This window comes from Rathayibacter sp. AC451, assembly GCF_979253095.1.
In genome coordinates this window covers 2,874,277-2,890,816 of the sequence record NZ_CEEDBD010000001.1, presented here as the reverse complement: position 1 = coordinate 2,890,816, position 16,540 = coordinate 2,874,277, and the positions used below count along the sequence as shown (strand labels likewise).

Genomic DNA, 16,540 nt, shown 5'->3' with positions numbered 1-16,540 from the left:
GGAGGGAACCGGCCCCTGGAGCCCCGCCCGCGCGCCGGCCTCGATGGGCGGACGCGGGGCGGGGAGTGCTCGCTAGAAGACCTGCCACTCCTTGATGCCCAGGCTCCCCTTGCCCGAGACGGTGCCGCGGGCGGTCAGCAGCAGGCGCAGTCGCGTGGTGCTGACGGGCGCGAACGTCACCGTGTTCCAGCCGTTCGCCGCGGTGCCGTAGGCGCTCGGCGAGCCCACCGGCCGCCACGCCGCTCCGTCCCAGTACTCGGCGCTCCACGACGCGGGCACCGAGATGCCCGTGCCGGAGGCATCGAGGTTGTCGACGAAGTACGTCGCGAGGCGGCGGACCGTGGTCGCGGCGCCCCAGGTGTACTGCACCCACTGCGGCCCGACCTGCGGGTAGGCGCCCCAGGTCGTGGCGTTGTCGTCGGGGACGACGTCGCGCGAGGTCTGCGGCTCGGAGCCGTCGTTCAGACCGGTCACCCGGTTCCAGCTCGCGGTGAAGGACGCGGCCGCGGTGGCGGTGGCCGCGACGTTCGCGTCGCGGACGATCCGCACGACCGGGGCGGCCGCGCTCGTGGCCGGCACCGCGACCCGCACCGGCGAGCGGCCGTCGCTGCGGACGGTGGCGACCGCGGCTCCGCCGTCGACCGTCACCGAATAGCTCCCGGCGGGCAGGTTGACGAGGTCGATCCGCGGAGCGAAGCCCGCGCCGCGGGTGTTGCGCAGCGTGAGCCGGATGTCGGCTCCGCGCTGCTGGATCTCGGCGCGGGTGTAGGTGCCGCGCTCGATCCGGATGTCGAGCTTGCCGAGGGTGAAGAGCGTCATCCGGCGGCGGACGCCGTCCTTCGGGACGAGCACGATGCCCGTCGCCGTCGTCGTCATGTCAGCGCCGTACGCGTAGGGGCCGACGATCGGGTCGTCGACGACCGACACCGTCGCGGTGCGCAGTCCGCCCCAGAAGCCCAGCGCCGCCTCGCCCGACCAGGCCCACCAGCCGTCGAGGATCGGCATGAAGCCGTACTCGTTGGTGCCCTTCTCGCTCTGGTAGATCCACGACGCGGCGCCGATGTTGCCGGCGAGCGGGCTGATCTGACCGGAGTTGATGTTCGCCCAGCCCGAGAAGTAGGCGCCGTTGGTCGAGCGCACCGAGTCGGCGAAGTCGCGGCTCGCCGTGTCGCCGTAGGTGAGGAGGTAGTCGTGCTGCTGCCACGCTCCGAGCTGGCACTCGTAGCCGAGGTTCCACCACGACTCGCCCATGTGCCGGTTGTCGGAGCCGTAGAAGTACCAGAGCGGCTGCATCCCGCGGCAGGTCAGCGAGGCCTTCTGCACCTTGTCGGCGAGCGCCCGGTTGCCGTACTTCTTCGCCAGCAGGTACGAGACCTCGAACCCGGTCGTGTCGATGCTCATCTCGGAGCCGAACGGGTACTTCTCGGCGAAGAAGAAGTCGCGCTTGGGGAGGAGGAAGCGCTCGATCGCGTCGGCGTCCGCCGCCATCCCCTCGGCGCGCAGCGCGGCGATGATGTCGGGGTAGGTGTGCTCGCCCATCATCCCGTGCTTGATCGCGCCGTCCCCGATCGGGCTGGGCAGCGGGATCTTCGTGAACATCGCCTCGAGCGTCTTGAACGCGAGCCGGAGGTACTCGGACGCCGACCGCCTGGTCAGCGTCGGCTGCCCCTGCGCGATCCGGTACATCGCGTAGTACGTGTTCGCGATGTGGATGTAGTTGTAGGAGCGCCAGACGCCCTCGTCGTTCGGGGTGCCGTCGCGGCCGTCGTACCAGCGGTACACCTGGTATGTGAGCTGACCGGCCGAGTCCCTCCGCCCCTGCAGGTAGCTCAGGAGGAAGGTGTCGATGTAGGTGTCCACCGCCGCGATCTCGCCGGCGACGGGGGTGTCCACGTTCTTCTCGGCGAGGAAGACGGCCGGAGCGTGGCCGAGGTCGTCCGATCCGCCCGCCATCCACTCCTTCCAGCCGCCGCCGGGGTAGTCGTCCCAGGTGACGAGCTTCTGGTTGCTCATGTCCCACTGCAGGAACGCGCCGTTGTAGCCGCGGGTGGTCTTCGCCTGCTGCTTGGCAGCGATGAAGGCGGCGTGCATCCCGATCAGCTTCTCGATCGGCTCGATCGAGTAGTACTGCAGGACCGAGGTCTTCGTGCCGCCGTAGGTGACGGTGACGGAGCTCGCCCCCAGCTGGGGCAGTCCGATCTCGTAGAGGGAGTAGCCGTTGCGGACACCCTTCGCCACGACGGTGACGCCCCGTCCGGCCTGGCCGACGACGGAGGTGATGCCGGCCTTGGCCCGCAGCGCGAGCGTCGCCTTCGTGTCCTGCGGCACGACCATGCCGGGGAGCGAGACGACGTCGACGACTCCGGAGTCGAAGAGCACGTCGCGCAGGTCGGTCGCGTCGGCGGCCCAGCGGAAGGTGAAGCCGTAGGTCTTCTCCTGACCCGGTGCGAGCGTGAGCGAGGTCGAGGGCAGGTAGGACCCCGCCTGATTGCGGCGCCGGGGCACGACGGCCGTGGAGTGGAGGTAGAACTCGACGAGCCCCTCCCACGACGGGTCCTGCTCGGCGAAGGGCCCTCGCCCGGGCGGGCCTTGTCCTTGAACTCGAGCGAGGTGCCGTCCTGCGGGACGAGGACGAGAGTGGAGCCGTCGCCGTTCGGCCGCTGCCAGGTGATGTACGAGCCGTCGCGGCCGAGGAAGGAGTGCCGGGCCACGTTCTTCTCGTAGATGCCGGTCTGGTTGCCGCCGTCCCACCAGGCGTTCATGAGGAACGGGATGCCGATGTCGAGGAACTCGAGCGACTCGGTGGAGGTGTTGCGGAGCGTCATCGTCCAGCTGACGCGATCGCGCTGGGTGCCGGTCAGCTGGTAGCGCTGCGTGAGGGCGAAGTCGCGGATGCCGTTCGCGTCGGCGGCGCGGCCGGAGTAGGCGACGGTGACGGCGTCGGCCGAGGTCGAGACCGTGCGGATGTCGTCGGAGCGGCCGGTGACCATCGCGGTCCCGCCGGTCGCGGCGCCCTTGCGCACCGAGAAGACGGCGTCGCCGGTCCAGCGGGAGTCGTCGACCGAGAAGATCGGGCGGACGTCGGGGTTGGCCACGTAGTTCGTCCCGTAGCCGTCGCGCGGATCCGAGAGGACGAACACGCCTCCGGTGGCCCGGTCGACGCGGAAGTCGAAGGCCGGGGAGGAGAGGTCGGCAGTGGGGCCGAGTGCGAAGGCGGACGACGGGGCGGCGTTCGCGACGAGGGCCGCTGTGCCGGCGGCGCCGGCCGCGCCGAGGAGGACGGTGCGGCGGCGGGGGCCGGGGCCGGCGTTCGAGGAGGACGAGGGGACGAGGGTCATGGGGTCTGCTTTCACATCGATGGGAAAGAGGAGGCCGAGGAGGCGGGCGGCGCCGAGGACCCACGAAAGCTTTCTTCGCGAGAACGGCGGCGGACGGCCCTTCGGTCGAAACCGGCGAAATGCCTTTCGACAGTAAAGACCGCGCAGTGCGGTGTCGTCAAGGCGGGGACACGGGACGCACAGGAAGCAGATCCGGCGACAGCGGCCCGGCCGTCCGCGACGGGTCGCCGCACACCGGCTCCTCCTCGGGAGCACCCACGGCTGGTCCCCTCCGCTCCGGGCGGTCTGGCCCGCCCGTCGCGCCGTGCACGGGTCAGACTCGACGGACCCCTCGATCCCGGAACGGAGAACCGTGCTCACCGGACTCGGCGCCGTCCCGCTCACGCCCCTCCGCGACGCGCCCGCCGCGGCCGATCCGCGGTCCGGGCGCCTCCGCCCGGGCTCGGGTCGCGGAGGTCGTCGCGGCGCTCGACCGGGATGCGCGCGCCGGCTGAGGAGCGGTCGCTCCTCCGGCCGTCAGCGCCGCGCGATCGTCGAGCCGCGGATCACCAGTCGCGTCGGCAGGTACTCCGTGCCCGCGGCGGGCGAGCCGCCGATCGCCTCGAAGACCCGGTGAGCCGCGGCGCGCCCGAGCTCCTGCAGGTCGGCGTCGATGCTCGTCAGCTGGGGACGCGCGTTGGTGGCGAGGACGAGCCAGTTGTCGAAGCCGACGACGGCGACGTCCTCCGGCACCTTCCGGCCGAGGTCGCGAGCGCTGTCGAGGGCGCCGCGGGCGATCTGGTCGGAGCCGCAGACGATGCCGTCGAGGTCGGCGTGGCGCTCGAGCAGCACCGCCGTGCCGTCGCGTCCCCACGACTCCGACCACTCCGAGAACATCACGTCGCTCACGAGCTCGAGATCGGCGTCGCGCATCGCATCGCGGACGCCGCGCGCGCGGTCCTGCGCGGCCTGGTAGCTCGGGTCGCCGGTGAGGTGGGCGATCCTGCGCCGGCCCAGCCCGAGGAGGTGCTCGGTCGCGAGCCGGCCGCCCTGGTAGTTGTCGGCGGCGAGGGAGACGTCGGTCGGGTCCTCGGACGGCGCGTAGACGTAGACCACCGGGACCGGCAGATCGTGCCCGAGCGACGGGCGGGGGTTCGTGCTGCTGCCGACGACGAGGATCCCGTCGACCCGGCGGTTGAGCAGCGCCGCGAGGTGGTGCTGCTCGCGGATCGCATCGCCCCGGGCGTCGCAGAGGAACACGTTGACGGCACCGGCGCCGAACGCGTCCTCGGCGCCCATCAGGATCGGGATGACGAAGCGGCCCTCGAGGTCGTTCGTGAGGATGCCGACGGTGCCGGTGCGGCCCTCGACGAGACTCCGGGCGAGCGCGTTCGGCGTGAAGGAGAGCTCGCGCGCCGCCTCCATGACCTTGACCCGGGTGGCGGGTGCCACGCTCCGCCCGTTGATCGCCTTCGACGCGGTCGCCATCGACACGCCCGCGAGCTTCGCGACGTCGCTCAGGGTCGAGGTCCTGGACCCTGACGATCGTGATTGCGCCATGTTTTCGCCTCCGTTACGCAACGGTAACAGTCGGCTCTCTTGACGGTGGTGCGTCGCGTCGTCTTTACTGAGCGAAACGCATTTCGGTGTTTTCGCTAGACCTGGCTCCAGCCCCCACCAGGTCGGCTCAATGAAGAGCAATGAGGAGAAAGATGAACGTCACTCATCGTCGGTTCGGCCGCCTGGCCGCCGCAGCACTCGCCGGAGCGATGGCCCTGTCGCTGGCCGCCTGCTCGGCCTCGGCCGGAGGCGGCACCGCCGACCCGGCCGCCGGCGGCGCGGAGGGAACGGACGACGGCACCACGCTCACCCTGTGGACCCGCGCCCCGCTCGAGAAGCAGGCCAAGGCACTCGTCGAGGCCTACAACGCCAGCCACGAGAACCAGGTCGACCTGACCGTCGTCCCCAACGACGACTACGTCGCGAAGGTCGGAGCCGCCGCCGGCTCCGACGGACTCCCCGACCTCTTCGCGGCCGACATCGTCTACATGCCCAACTGGACCGAGCAGGGCCTGTTCCAGGACCTCACCTCGAGCATCGACGGCCTCGACTTCAAGGACTCGATCAACGAGGGCCACCTCGCGGCCGGCACCTACGACGACAAGGAGTACGCGCTCCCCTTCGTCCTGGACCTGTCGATGCTGTTCTGGAACAAGGAGCTCTACGCCGAGGCCGGTCTCGACCCCGAGCAGGGCCCGAAGGACATGGCCGAGTTCGCCGAGCACGCCAAGGCGATCCAGGCCCTGAACAAGCCCGACACCTACGGCACCGCGACCGGCCTCAACTGCGGCGGCTGCCTCGTCTTCACCTGGTTCCCCACCATCTGGGCGGGCGGCGACGAGGTCATGAACGAGGACGGCACCGAGTCGCTCCTCGCGAGCGACACCGCCAAGGAGGTCTACTCCACCTGGAAGGACCTCTGGGACTCCGGCGCGGTCCTCCCCTCGTCGCAGGACGAAGCCGGTCCGACCTGGACCGCCGGCTTCACCGAGGGCAAGGTCGGACTGCAGTTCTACCCGGCCACGCTGCTCTCCTCCACCCCGTTCGAGGCGGGCGTCTCGGGCATCCCGGGACCCGACGGCGGCAGCTCCACATTCGTGGGCGGCGACGGCATCGGCATCTCGAAGGACTCCGAGAAGTCGCCCCAGGCGTGGAACTTCCTCAACTGGATGATGTCGGAGGACGCCCAGGTCGGCGTCCTCGCCAAGAACAACGACGTCGTCTCGCGCTCGGACCTCGCCAGCAACCAGTACTCGGAGCTCGACCCCCGTCTGGTCACGATCAACGAGGTCGCGTCCGAGGGCGACACCCCGTTCTCGACGAGCTTCCAGCAGGCCTTCAACGCACCCAGCAGCCCCTGGCTGACCCTCGTGCGCGACGCGGTCCTCGGTGACGGCGAGTCCGTCGACGCCGACAACGACGCCATCACGTCGATCCTCGGTCAGTAGGCCGCTCCACCCGCCCGCTCGGGCCGGACGCCTCCCCGGCTCCGGCCCGAGCGCCCCACAGAAAGCGTCAGCACACGATGACAGCCACCGCCAGCGACGTCGGCCGCACCCGGGTCCGCCGCCGCGCCCCCGGCCTCCTCGGCTGGGCGTACGCCGCCCCGACAGCGCTGTTCGTCGCGCTGCTCTTCCTCGTCCCCCTCGGACTCGTCCTGCAGATGTCGGTCTCGGACTGGCCGCTGCTCGCCGGGAACCGCGGGGTGAACTTCCCCACCAACTTCGGCGACGCCGTGACGGACCGCTTCTTCTGGGCGTCGATCCGGTTCACGCTGCTGTACACCGTCCTGACGACGGTGATCCTGCTGGCCCTGAGCCTGACCCTCGCGCTGATCGTGCAGGAGTCGACGCGCTGGAAGACCTTCCTCCGCACCGCGTTCCTCATCCCGACCGCGCTCGGCCTCGCCTCGGCGTCGCTCCTCTTCTACGTCCTCTACTCCCCGCTCGCCGGGCCGTTCGCGGGGTTGATGGAGAGCTGGGGCATCACGTTCCTCGGCACCCCGACCGGCGCGCTCTGGTCGACGATCTTCCTGATCGTCTGGCGCTTCGCCGGCTTCTACATGCTGCTGATGATGGTCGGCCTCCAGGGCATCCCCGAGGAGGTCTACGAGGCCGCGCGCATCGACGGCGCCTCGCGACTGCAGACGTTCACCGGAGTGACGCTGCCGCTGCTCAAGCCCACCCTCGCCCTCACCACCGTGCTCTGCGTCACCGGGTCGCTGCTCGCGTTCGAGCAGTTCTACATCCTCACCAAGGGCGGACCGGACAACTCCACGATCACCGTGGTGCAGCTGATCTACAGCGTCGCCTTCCAGGGCCAGAACGATCTCGGGGTCGCCGGCGCCCTCTCGGTGATCGTGCTGCTGGCCCTCGTGATCCTCAACATCGTCCAGATCCGCTCCTTCGGCAAGAAAGACGACTGATGACCAGCTCTCTCGAAATCGACCGCCTCTCGACCCGCGCGATCGCCACCGCGGACTCGAGCACGCCGTCGCCGCGCCGACCGCGCGGCTCGCGCCTGGCCGGCATCGCCGTGCAGACCCCGTTCTACGTCCTCACGGGCGGTCTCGCCGTGATCTTCCTCTACCCGCTGATCTGGACCGCGGTCTCCTCCGTCGCCCCGCGCGCCGGCACCGGTCAGACCGACGGCTGGGGGCTCGGCAACTACGGGACCCTCGTCGACTACCAGGCGGGGATCTGGGTCTACCTCGGCAACTCGCTGCTCGTCTCGGGGCTCACCGTCGTGCTGACGCTGGGCACCTCGCTGCTGGGCGGCTACGCGTTCTCGCGCTTCGAGTTCCCGGGCAAGAACCTGCTGTTCCTCTCGACCCTCGCGATCCTGATGGTCCCGTACGCGACGCTCCTGATCCCGCTCTACGTGCTGCTGAACATCGTCGGCCTCTCGAACTCACTCGTCGGAGTCGCCCTGGTCCTGACGATGTTCCAGCTGCCGCTGTCGACGTTCCTCATGCGGATCGGCTTCGACGCGGTGCCGCGCGAGCTCGACGAGGCGGCGAAGATGGACGGCTGCACGACCTGGTCGGTCCTCTGGAAGGTGCTGCTGCCGGCCGTGAAGCCGGGGCTGATCACCGTCGGACTCTTCGCGTTCCTCGCCGCCTGGAACGACTTCATGGCGCCGCTGATCCTCATCACCGACTCCGACCGCATGACCATGCCGCTCGCGATCTCGAACCTCCGCGGGCAGGTGCAGGGAGTCGTCGACTACGGAGCGACCGAGGCCGGCGTCGTCGTCCTCGCACTGCCGTGCATCCTCCTGTTCCTGCTCCTGCAACGCCACTACGTCCGCGGCTTCATGTCCGGCGCCTTCAAGGGATGACCATGACCATCGACACGCACCCCCGCACCCCCTCCTCCCGCGACCGCGACGCCCTCGCCCGCACCATCGCCCCGGCCGTCCCCGCCGCCGGCGCCCTCACTCCGCTCGGCCTGGACGAGGTCGTGCTGACCTCGGGCTTCTGGGCCGACCGCCAGCGCACCAACGGCTCCGCCACCCTCGACCACATCGAGTACTGGCTCGAGCGCGAGGGCTGGCTGCCCAACTTCGACCTCGCCGCCGCCGGCACCCTCTCCGGGCGCCGGACGGGCCGCGAGTTCGCGGACTCGGAGGTCTACAAGTACCTCGAGGCGCTCGCCTGGGAGATCGGCCGCACGGACTCCGACGCCCTGGACACCCGCTTCCGTGCGCTCGTCGCCCGGATCGGCGCGGCGCAGGAGCGCGACGGCTACCTCAACACCCGCTTCGGCCGCGAGGGGCAGCAGCCCCGCTGGTCCGACCTGGAGTGGGGCCACGAGCTCTACTGCCTCGGTCACCTCTTCCAGGCGGCGGTGGCGCGCGAGCGCACCCGCCCCGGCGCCGACGACGGACTGCTCGTCATCGCGCGCCGCGCCGCCGACCTGATCTGCCTCGTCTTCGGCGAGGGCGGCATCGAGTCGGTCTGCGGCCACGCCGAGGTCGAGACCGGGCTCGTCGAGCTGTCGCGGGTGACCGACGACGACCGCTACCTCGAGCTGGCGCGCCTGTTCGTCGAGCGCCGCGGCCACGGCGCGCTCGCCGACATCGAGTGGGGCCGCTCCTACTACCAGGACGACGAGCCGATCCGCTCCTCGACCGTGCTGCGCGGCCACGCGGTGCGGGCGAACTACCTCGCGTCCGGAGCGGCCGACCTCGCCGTCGAGACCGGCGACGAGGAACTGCTGGACGCCCTGGACCGCCAGTGGCACGCCACCGCGTCCCGCCGCACGTACATCACCGGCGGTCAGGGCTCGCACCACCAGGACGAGGCCTTCGGCGACGACCACGAGCTGCCGCCGGACCGCGCCTACTCCGAGACCTGCGCCGGCATCGCGTCGGTGCAGTTCAGCTGGCGCCTGCTGCTGGCCCGCGGCGGCAGCGAGTACGCCGACCTGATCGAGCGGACGCTGTTCAATGTCGTCGCGACCTCTCCCTCGCGCGACGGCCGGGCGTTCTACTACGCGAACACGCTGCACCAGCGCCGCCCCGGTGCTCCCGCCGACCCCTACGAGGCGTCCGTGCGGGCCTCCTCCTCGCTGCGCGCACCCTGGTTCGAGGTCTCCTGCTGCCCGACCAACGTCGCGCGCACGTTCGCCAGCCTCGGCGCCTACCTGGCGACGAAGGACGCGCACGGGATCCAGCTGCACCAGTTCGCGTCCTCGCGGATCACCACGACGCTTCCCGGCGGCCAGCCGATCGACCTCTCGGTCGAGACCGCCTACCCGGACGACGGCAGGATCACGGTGCGCGTGCTCGAGAGCGGGCCCGCGCCCTGGACCCTCAGTGTGCGCGTGCCGAGCTGGGCCGCGGAGCCCGCGGTGACGCTCCGCCGCGCCGACGGCACGACCAAGACCTTCGAGAAGCGGCTTCGCGAGGGCTACCTGGAGCTCGGCGCGACCTTCGCTCGGGGCGACGAGCTCGTGGTGGAGCTCGCGCTCTCCGCCCGCTTCGTGCGCGCCGATCCGCGGGTCGACGCGGTGCGCGGCTGCCTCGCCGTCGAGCGCGGGCCCCTCGTCTACGCGCTCGAGTCGACCGACGTGCCCGAGCAGCTGCACGCCGCCGACGTCTCGACCCTGCGTCTGGACGCGGGCGTCGAGCCGCGCGTCGTGGGCTCGGACGTGCAGGTGCGGCTGATCTCGATCGCTCCGACGGAAGGGCCGTGGCCCTACGCGTCCGGACCGTCGGGGAGCAGCCGGGTGGAGGGGCACTGGCCCGTCTCGCTGACCCCGTACTACGACTGGGCCGAGCGGGGTCCCTCGACGATGCGGGTGTGGATCCCGGTCGCCGACTGACATCGCAGCGCGGTCGCCGACCGCGCAGGAAGGGCCGTCGTGGAGCAGTGCTCCGCGGCGGCCCTTCGTCCTTCTCTGGGCCGTGCACGATCGGGGGTTTTCGAGACTTTCGCCGTGATCATGGATTCAAATGTCCTTAACGGCGGCGATCATCCTCGTTGCGAGGCGCGCCGAGCGAAACACTTAAAAAGGCTTTCGTTCGCCTGAGGAAATTGTTACCGTGCTCGTGGCCCCTCCTGCCCACCGGCGCGAGCGACCCATCCCTTCCTCACTGCCGAACAGAACGGGAGCGTCCGCGACGATGCGAACACCCAGAAGATCCCGAGCGGCCACGGCCGCACTCGCCACCGCCCTCACCGCGGTCCTCGCCGGATCGGTCCTGGTCGCGGCTCCCGCCTCCGCCGCCACCGCGTGGGATCCCTATTCCGAGGGCCTGCAGAACAGCAACGAGAGCCTCGGCTACCCCACCTTCACCAACGGCGCCTCGGCGATCCCGTCCACGACGGCGACCTACGACCCCACCGTCTCCCACCTCGGGAAGATCTACGCCGCCGATCTCGCCGCCGGCGCCGGCTCCGCTCCGGGCGAGGACTTCTGGCTCGACCGGATGCTCTCCCGCGACGGCGTCCAGCCCGACGAGCCGGGCGGTCTCGACTTCACCACCGATCAGCCGGCGAACGTCGACTACGACAACAACGGCGTCTTCTTCTCGCGCGGCCGCGCGGTCTACATGCAGAACTCCGACGCGGGCCTCGGCTTCCGCGGCCGCATCGCCTACATCGAGGACCTCGGCCAGAGCGGATCGACGCTCACCGCGAGCGTGAACGGTGCCGCCGTCACCCTCACCGAGAACCAGGCGAAGCGCCACAACACCCCCAGCTACTGGTACTCCGAGTACACCGGCGGCGGCCTGCTGGTGAAGCAGACCAAGTTCGTCTCGCGGCAGAACGTCGCGGTCGAGCGGCTGCAGATCAGCACCACCGACGGATCCACGAAGACCGTCGCCCTGCGCGCCGAGTCCGGCCTGGCCCGCACCGCGGCGGGCACCGAGCTGACCGGCTCCGTCACGACCGCGAACAACGTCACGCAGGTCTCGACCCGCTACTCGGGTGACGGCTTCGGCGTCGACGGCACCGCGCTCACCCGCACCGTCTCGGCCTCGGCCACTGCGGCCGACGTGAAGCTCCAGCTCGGCTTCACCACCACCGAGATCCCCGAGAGCACCACCGAGTTCCAGTCGATCGCCGCGGCGACGCCGGCGGCCGCGTTCACGACGCAGACGACGAGCTACAACACGTGGTGGGTCGAGAACATCCCCTACCTCGAGACCCCCTCGGGCGAGATCGACAAGACGCTCTTCTACCGCTGGTGGCTGCTGCGCACGAACTTCCTCGACGCGCAGGTGCCGGGCAACGACTACCAGTTCCCCACCTCGATGGAGGGCGTCTTCGGCGCCGCGTACAACAACGCGATCGTCCTCACGGCGGGCATGTTCATCGAGGACATGAAGTACTTCCGCGACCCCTCCAGCGCCTACGGCACCTGGCTGTCGGCCGGTGAGACCGCGCGTGAGAGCCGCTACATCGACAACCCGGGCAACCCCGCCCACTGGAACAGCAGCTACACCAACTACATCTCCGAGGCCGCGTGGAACTCCTACGCGCTCCACGGCGGTGACGCCGCGATCGCCGACAAGCTCGCGACCTACGCCGAGGACGACATCGCCGGGCAGCTGGCCGAGTTCGACAAGAACGGCAACAACCTCCTCGAGTACTCGAACCCCGCCCTCACCGGCAACGACGTCGACGCGGTCTCGTTCTCGTGGCGCAACACCGCCGCATGGAACTCGTACCCGATGGACCGCCCCGAGAGCGCCTACCTCTACTCCGGTGCCGTGGCCGCGGCCGAGGCGTACCGGCTCGCCGGCGACACCGCCGGCGCCGACCGCATGACGGCCAAGGCCGAGGCGATCAAGAAGTCGGTCCTCGACGTCCTCTGGGAGGACAAGCGCGGCACCGCCGACGAGGCGGGCTTCTTCGGCAACATGATCAAGGCCTCCTACTCCGACGGCTCCTCGGGCCTGCCCGCCGGATCGAAGATCCCGTGGAAGGAGGTCAACATGTACTACCCGTACACCGTCGGCCTCATGCCCAAGCCCGGAGACGCCGATTTCGACCAGAAGTACCTCGACGCCTTCCGCCTCTTCGTCGACAGCGAGCAGTACGCGCCGTTCCCCTTCTACACCGCCAACCAGAAGGACGCGAAGGCCCGCGCGCTGCGCGACGCCGGATCGGGCAAGCACTACTCGAACAACTTCTCGACCATCAACTCGACGGTCATGTTCCGCCTGCTGTCCTCGACGCTGCGCGACTACCCGAACTCGTACCTGACCAGCGACTACTACAAGAAGATGCTCTACTGGAACGCCTGGGCCAGCTACGAGAAGGGCGACGTGACCCGCCAGAACGAGAACGAGTTCTGGTCGCACGGCTCGGCCGCCGACGGCGGATCGATCAAGTACCGCTCCTGGATCCACCAGACGCAGCTCGGCACGACCAACTTCACGGTCGTCGAGGACGCCATGGGCCTGCAGGCCCGCACCGACTCGGTCCTCGAGCTCTCGCCCATCGACATCGACTGGGACCACTTCACGGCGAACAACCTGAAGTACCACGACAAGGACCTCACGATCGTGTGGGACGAGCCGGGCGGAACCCGCCACTACGGCGACACCCCCGAGGGCTACTCCGTCTACCTCGACGGGAAGCGCGCCTTCACGATCGACAGCCTCGTGCCCGTCGAGTTCGACACCGTCACCGGTGAGGTCACGACCGACGCGACCGTGCTCTTCTCGGCCGCGAACGCCGTGAAGCCCGCGCAGGACGTGCGCTTCGCCTCCACCGACCGGGTCGTCGACCTGCTCGGCAAGGCCGGCGTCGACGTCGACCCGGTGACCAGCGCCGCTCCCCAGCTCGCCGAGGGCAGGACCGCCACGGCCTCCTACTCGGCCGGCGGCAGCACTCCCTCCGGCAAGAGCCTCGTGCCGGCCAACGCCGTCGACGGCTCCACCGTCAACGAGCCCTTCTGGGGCACCGCGGGATCGCCGAACGCGAGCGACTGGCTCGAGATCGACCTCGGCAGCGCGCAGAAGGTGAACCAGGCGGGGATCTACTTCTACCGCACCTCCTCGGGCACGACCGTGCAGGGCTACTCCGCTCCGAAGTCGTACTCCGTGCAGTACTGGGACGGCGCGGCGTGGAAGTCGGTGACGGCCCAGGCCCGCACGCCGAAGGTCCCGACCGGCAACGAGAACACCGTCCGGTTCGCCGACGTGACCGCCCAGAAGTTCCGGGTCCTCGTCGCGCACCAGCAGGGTCAGAAGACCGGCATCAAGGAGGTGCAGCTGAAGAACGTGGCTGCGGCCTACACGCCGGCCGAGAACGCGGCACCCGTCGTGTCGATCCAGCGCCTCGCCGTCGCGGACCCGAGCATCGCCCGGTTCGTCGGCACCGCGTCCGACGACGGACTGCCGATCGGCGAGCTCACCCAGGCGTGGACCGTGGTCGCGAAGCCCGCGGACTCGACGGCGACCTTCACCGACGCGGCCTCCGCCGCGACGACGGTCCGCTTCTCGAAGCCCGGCTCGTACACGCTGCGCTTCACCGCCTCGGACACCGTGAAGCAGACGACCTCCGAGCAGGTCGTCGAGGTCTCGGACGTCCGCCCGCTGGGTCCGGAGGTGGGGTCGTACGCGACTCCGTCCGCCTCGTACGTCGCCCCGTGGAACCGCCTCGCCTCGATCAACGACGGTGAGACCGTGCCGAGTGCGCAGACCGAGCAGACGAAGCTCTGGGGCACGTACGCCGACGGCGCCCGTCCCGCCAGCCAGACGCTGACCTACACCTGGGCCACCCCGACACGGCTCGCCGGCGCGGGAGCCTCGTTCTGGAACGACGCCGAGCAGGGCAGCGGGGGCGGCGTCGCCCTCCCCGCCTCCTGGTCGCTCGAGTACCTCGACGGCACCACCTGGAAGCCGGTCGCCCTGCGCGCCGGCACCCAGTACCCGGTGAACGCGATGGGCGCGCCCAGCGAGGTGGCCTTCACCCCGGTGACGACCACGCAGCTGCGCGCGACCTTCCAGGCCAGCCGCTCGACCAGCGGCGCCTACTCGGCGATCGGCGCCTCGGAGTTCGACGTCTACGCCGACTACCCGGCCTCCTTCGAGGCCGTGGCCAAGCGCACCACCGTCAACACCCCGGTGACGCTTCCCGCGACCGTCATCGGCGTCTACTCCGACGGATCGCGCGGCGAGCTGCGCGCGACCTGGGACGCGATCCCCGCCTCCCGCTTCGCCACTCCCGGCACGATCACCGCGACCGGTGTGCTGACGGGCTCGACGCAGGTGGTCACCGCGACCATCAGCGTCGGCGACAGCGGCAGCGAGATCGCCTCGATCGAGCAGCAGACCGCCACCACCGCCCTCGGCACGGCGCCCGTCCTCCCGCGCACCGCGGTCGCCGTCTTCAGCGGCGGCACCGGGGCGAAGGAGTCGCGCCCCGTCACCTGGGACGCCGTCGCTCCGGCCTCGTACGCGACCGCGGGGACCTTCACCGTGCTCGGCGCGATGGCGGGGACCACGGTCCGGCCCAGCGTGACCGTCATGGTCGAGCCGGGCGCCGCCACCGCTCCGAAGGCACCGGCGGCACCCACCGTCACCGTCGCCGGCGACGCGGCCACCGTGTCGTGGACGGCTCCGGCCGACGGAGGAGCGGCGATCACGGGCTACACCGCGACCGTCACTCCGACCGCAGGCGCGGCGATCACGAGGACCGGCACGACCACGAGCGCGGTGTTCGCCGCCCTGCCTGCAGGGACGTACACGGCGAGCGTCGTCGCGACCAACTCGATCGGCACCTCCGCCGCGTCGCCCACCGCGTCCTTCACCATCGCCGCGGCCCCCGCGCTGAAGGTGACGGCGTCGGCGAGCTCGCGCTGCATCAGCGGCAAGGTCGTGCTCACGGTGACGGCGAAGAACGAGGAAGCGACTCCGATGGGCATCACGCTGCGCACCGCCTACGGCACCAAGGTGTTCACCGGAGTGAAGCCCGGCTCCTCGGCCACGCAGGCGTTCACGACCCGCCTCGGCTCGATCCCGGCGGGCACCGCCACGGTCGACGCCACGGCCACCGTGAACGGCGCGGCGCTGAGCCGCACCGTCGAAGCGCCCTACACCGCTCGCACCTGCTGAGCACCGGAGGGGTGGGAGCGGCCATCCGCTCCCACCCCTCCTCACCCCGCGACACCCTCCCGCGCTCGCCGCGGCGAGTCCCACCCGAAAGAAGACGCGATGACGCCTCGAACCCTCTGGACCCGCACCGCGGCCGCCGCCGCCGGCTGCCTCCTTCTCACCGCCGTCGCCGGCCAGGCGGTCGCCGCTGAGCTCGACGACGACTCCGTCTCGGTCGACGTGACCATCACTCCGCTTACCACGCCCGGTACCCTGTCGATGACCGTCGACGGGGACGCCGCCGCTCTTACCGAGACCGGATCGACTCCCGAGCTCCGCCGCTTCACCGGCTCCCTCCCCACCGTGACGGTCACCGACACCCGCGCGGCCGACGAGATCCCCGACGGCGCAGGCTGGTACGTCCTCGGCTCCGCCTCCGAGTTCATCGGCAGCGCGGGCCAGGCGCCGATCCCCGCGTCGCAGCTCGGCTGGTCGCCCCGCCTGATCGACGGCGGCGACAGCGGCATCGTGTCGGCGGGTTCCGACGTCGGCACGGTGTTCGACGACGCTCCCGGCAACGTCGGGCTCGTCGACCAGGAGTTCCTCGCCCTCACCGACGACTCGGCGGGCGTCGCGACGGAGGGCAGCTGGACGTCGACCGCCGAGCTCGCCCTCGAAGCCCTGCCCACGACCGAGGCGGGCGACTACAGCTCGACGCTGACGCTGACCCTGATGGAGTAGCGAGGCCGCCATCCCTCCGGCCCGTGCCCGCCCGACGCGGCACCACGAGGGGACGCGGAACGGGCGCTCAGTGCGAGTCAGGGGCCCGTTCGCGCCGACTCGCGCGCGTCACGCGTCCGAGTTGCCCGCCCAGCGGACCGTGCCCTCCGCCTCCTCCTTCGTGATGCGCGAGACCGTCCCGCAGTTGTCGCACTCCAGCAGGTACCGCGACGACACCGTGAACAGCGGGACGAAGAAGAGGGACAGCCTCGTCCGGCTCCTGATCACGCGCTGCTCGTCGCGCACTCCGCAGACGCGGCAGACGAAGACGAGCACGCGCAGGACGTCCTCGACGGAGCGGGTTCCGAAGATCAGCAGCATCCGGCGAC

The 16,540-nt window shown here is 70.5% G+C and carries 9 protein-coding genes and 1 pseudogene; 6 read left to right on the top strand and 4 right to left on the bottom strand.

The window, feature by feature from the left end; all coding sequences use genetic code 11:
• Positions 1-72 precede the first annotated feature (72 nt).
• The 3 genes and pseudogenes from AC0CID_RS13775 to AC0CID_RS13765 all read right to left on the bottom strand — a co-directional run bounded on the left by AC0CID_RS13775 (position 73) and on the right by AC0CID_RS13765 (position 4,877).
• Positions 73-2,751: a DUF5695 domain-containing protein gene (locus AC0CID_RS13775; protein WP_465227233.1), complete on the bottom strand. Its 2,679-nt coding sequence runs from the start codon at positions 2,749-2,751 to the stop codon at positions 73-75.
• Positions 2,661-3,338 (bottom strand): annotated as a pseudogene (locus AC0CID_RS13770) (hypothetical protein); the annotation flags it as partial. The gene AC0CID_RS13775 and the pseudogene AC0CID_RS13770, both read right to left, overlap by 91 nt.
• A 516-nt stretch (positions 3,339-3,854) precedes the next feature.
• Positions 3,855-4,877 carry a LacI family DNA-binding transcriptional regulator gene (locus AC0CID_RS13765; RefSeq protein ID WP_465227232.1) on the bottom strand — a complete coding sequence of 341 codons (1,023 nt, stop codon included), beginning with the start codon at positions 4,875-4,877 and terminating at the stop codon, positions 3,855-3,857.
• A 152-nt stretch (positions 4,878-5,029) separates the two neighbouring features.
• Between AC0CID_RS13765 and AC0CID_RS13760 the strand changes: the two genes are divergently transcribed.
• The 6 genes from AC0CID_RS13760 (at position 5,030) to AC0CID_RS13735 (ending at position 16,172) form a co-directional block, all read left to right on the top strand.
• A complete protein-coding gene (locus tag AC0CID_RS13760; protein ID WP_251943838.1) occupies positions 5,030-6,325 on the top strand; it encodes an ABC transporter substrate-binding protein in 1,296 nt (431 codons plus the stop codon).
• Positions 6,326-6,402: 77 nt separating this feature from the next.
• A complete protein-coding gene (locus tag AC0CID_RS13755) occupies positions 6,403-7,302 on the top strand; it encodes a carbohydrate ABC transporter permease (protein WP_465227231.1) in 900 nt (299 codons plus the stop codon).
• Positions 7,302-8,216, top strand: a complete 915-nt coding sequence (locus tag AC0CID_RS13750) for a carbohydrate ABC transporter permease (RefSeq protein ID WP_465227230.1) — start codon at positions 7,302-7,304, stop codon at positions 8,214-8,216. Before AC0CID_RS13755 ends, AC0CID_RS13750 begins: the two co-directional genes overlap by 1 nt.
• A gap of 2 nt (positions 8,217-8,218) precedes the next feature.
• Positions 8,219-10,204 carry a glycoside hydrolase family 127 protein gene (locus tag AC0CID_RS13745; RefSeq protein ID WP_465227229.1) on the top strand — a complete coding sequence of 662 codons (1,986 nt, stop codon included), beginning with the start codon at positions 8,219-8,221 and terminating at the stop codon, positions 10,202-10,204.
• 301 nt (positions 10,205-10,505) lie between these two features.
• Positions 10,506-15,452: an Ig-like domain-containing protein gene (locus tag AC0CID_RS13740; RefSeq protein WP_465227228.1), complete on the top strand. Its 4,947-nt coding sequence runs from the start codon at positions 10,506-10,508 to the stop codon at positions 15,450-15,452.
• Positions 15,453-15,551: 99 nt separating this feature from the next.
• On the top strand, positions 15,552-16,172 hold the full coding sequence (locus AC0CID_RS13735; protein ID WP_465227227.1) for a hypothetical protein: 621 nt from the start codon (positions 15,552-15,554) through the stop codon (positions 16,170-16,172).
• 108 nt (positions 16,173-16,280) lie between these two features.
• On the opposite strand, the gene AC0CID_RS13730 is transcribed toward AC0CID_RS13735, so the two are convergent.
• Positions 16,281-16,532, bottom strand: coding sequence for a zinc-ribbon domain-containing protein (locus tag AC0CID_RS13730; RefSeq protein WP_465227226.1), 252 nt, complete (start codon positions 16,530-16,532; stop codon positions 16,281-16,283).
• Between the last annotated feature and the right edge of the window lie 8 nt (positions 16,533-16,540).

What these genes read in the sequence shown, in the direction of transcription:
- AC0CID_RS13765 (WP_465227232.1), bottom strand. Translation starts at nt 4,877, where the DNA reads ATGGCGCAATCACGATCGTCAGGGTCCAGGACCTCGACCCTGAGCGAC.
- AC0CID_RS13760 (WP_251943838.1), top strand. Translation starts at nt 5,030, where the DNA reads ATGAACGTCACTCATCGTCGGTTCGGCCGCCTGGCCGCCGCAGCACTC.
- AC0CID_RS13755 (WP_465227231.1), top strand. Translation starts at nt 6,403, where the DNA reads ATGACAGCCACCGCCAGCGACGTCGGCCGCACCCGGGTCCGCCGCCGC.
- AC0CID_RS13750 (WP_465227230.1), top strand. Translation starts at nt 7,302, where the DNA reads ATGACCAGCTCTCTCGAAATCGACCGCCTCTCGACCCGCGCGATCGCC.
- AC0CID_RS13745 (WP_465227229.1), top strand. Translation starts at nt 8,219, where the DNA reads ATGACCATCGACACGCACCCCCGCACCCCCTCCTCCCGCGACCGCGAC.
- AC0CID_RS13740 (WP_465227228.1), top strand. Translation starts at nt 10,506, where the DNA reads ATGCGAACACCCAGAAGATCCCGAGCGGCCACGGCCGCACTCGCCACC.
- AC0CID_RS13735 (WP_465227227.1), top strand. Translation starts at nt 15,552, where the DNA reads ATGACGCCTCGAACCCTCTGGACCCGCACCGCGGCCGCCGCCGCCGGC.
- AC0CID_RS13730 (WP_465227226.1), bottom strand. Translation starts at nt 16,532, where the DNA reads ATGCTGCTGATCTTCGGAACCCGCTCCGTCGAGGACGTCCTGCGCGTG.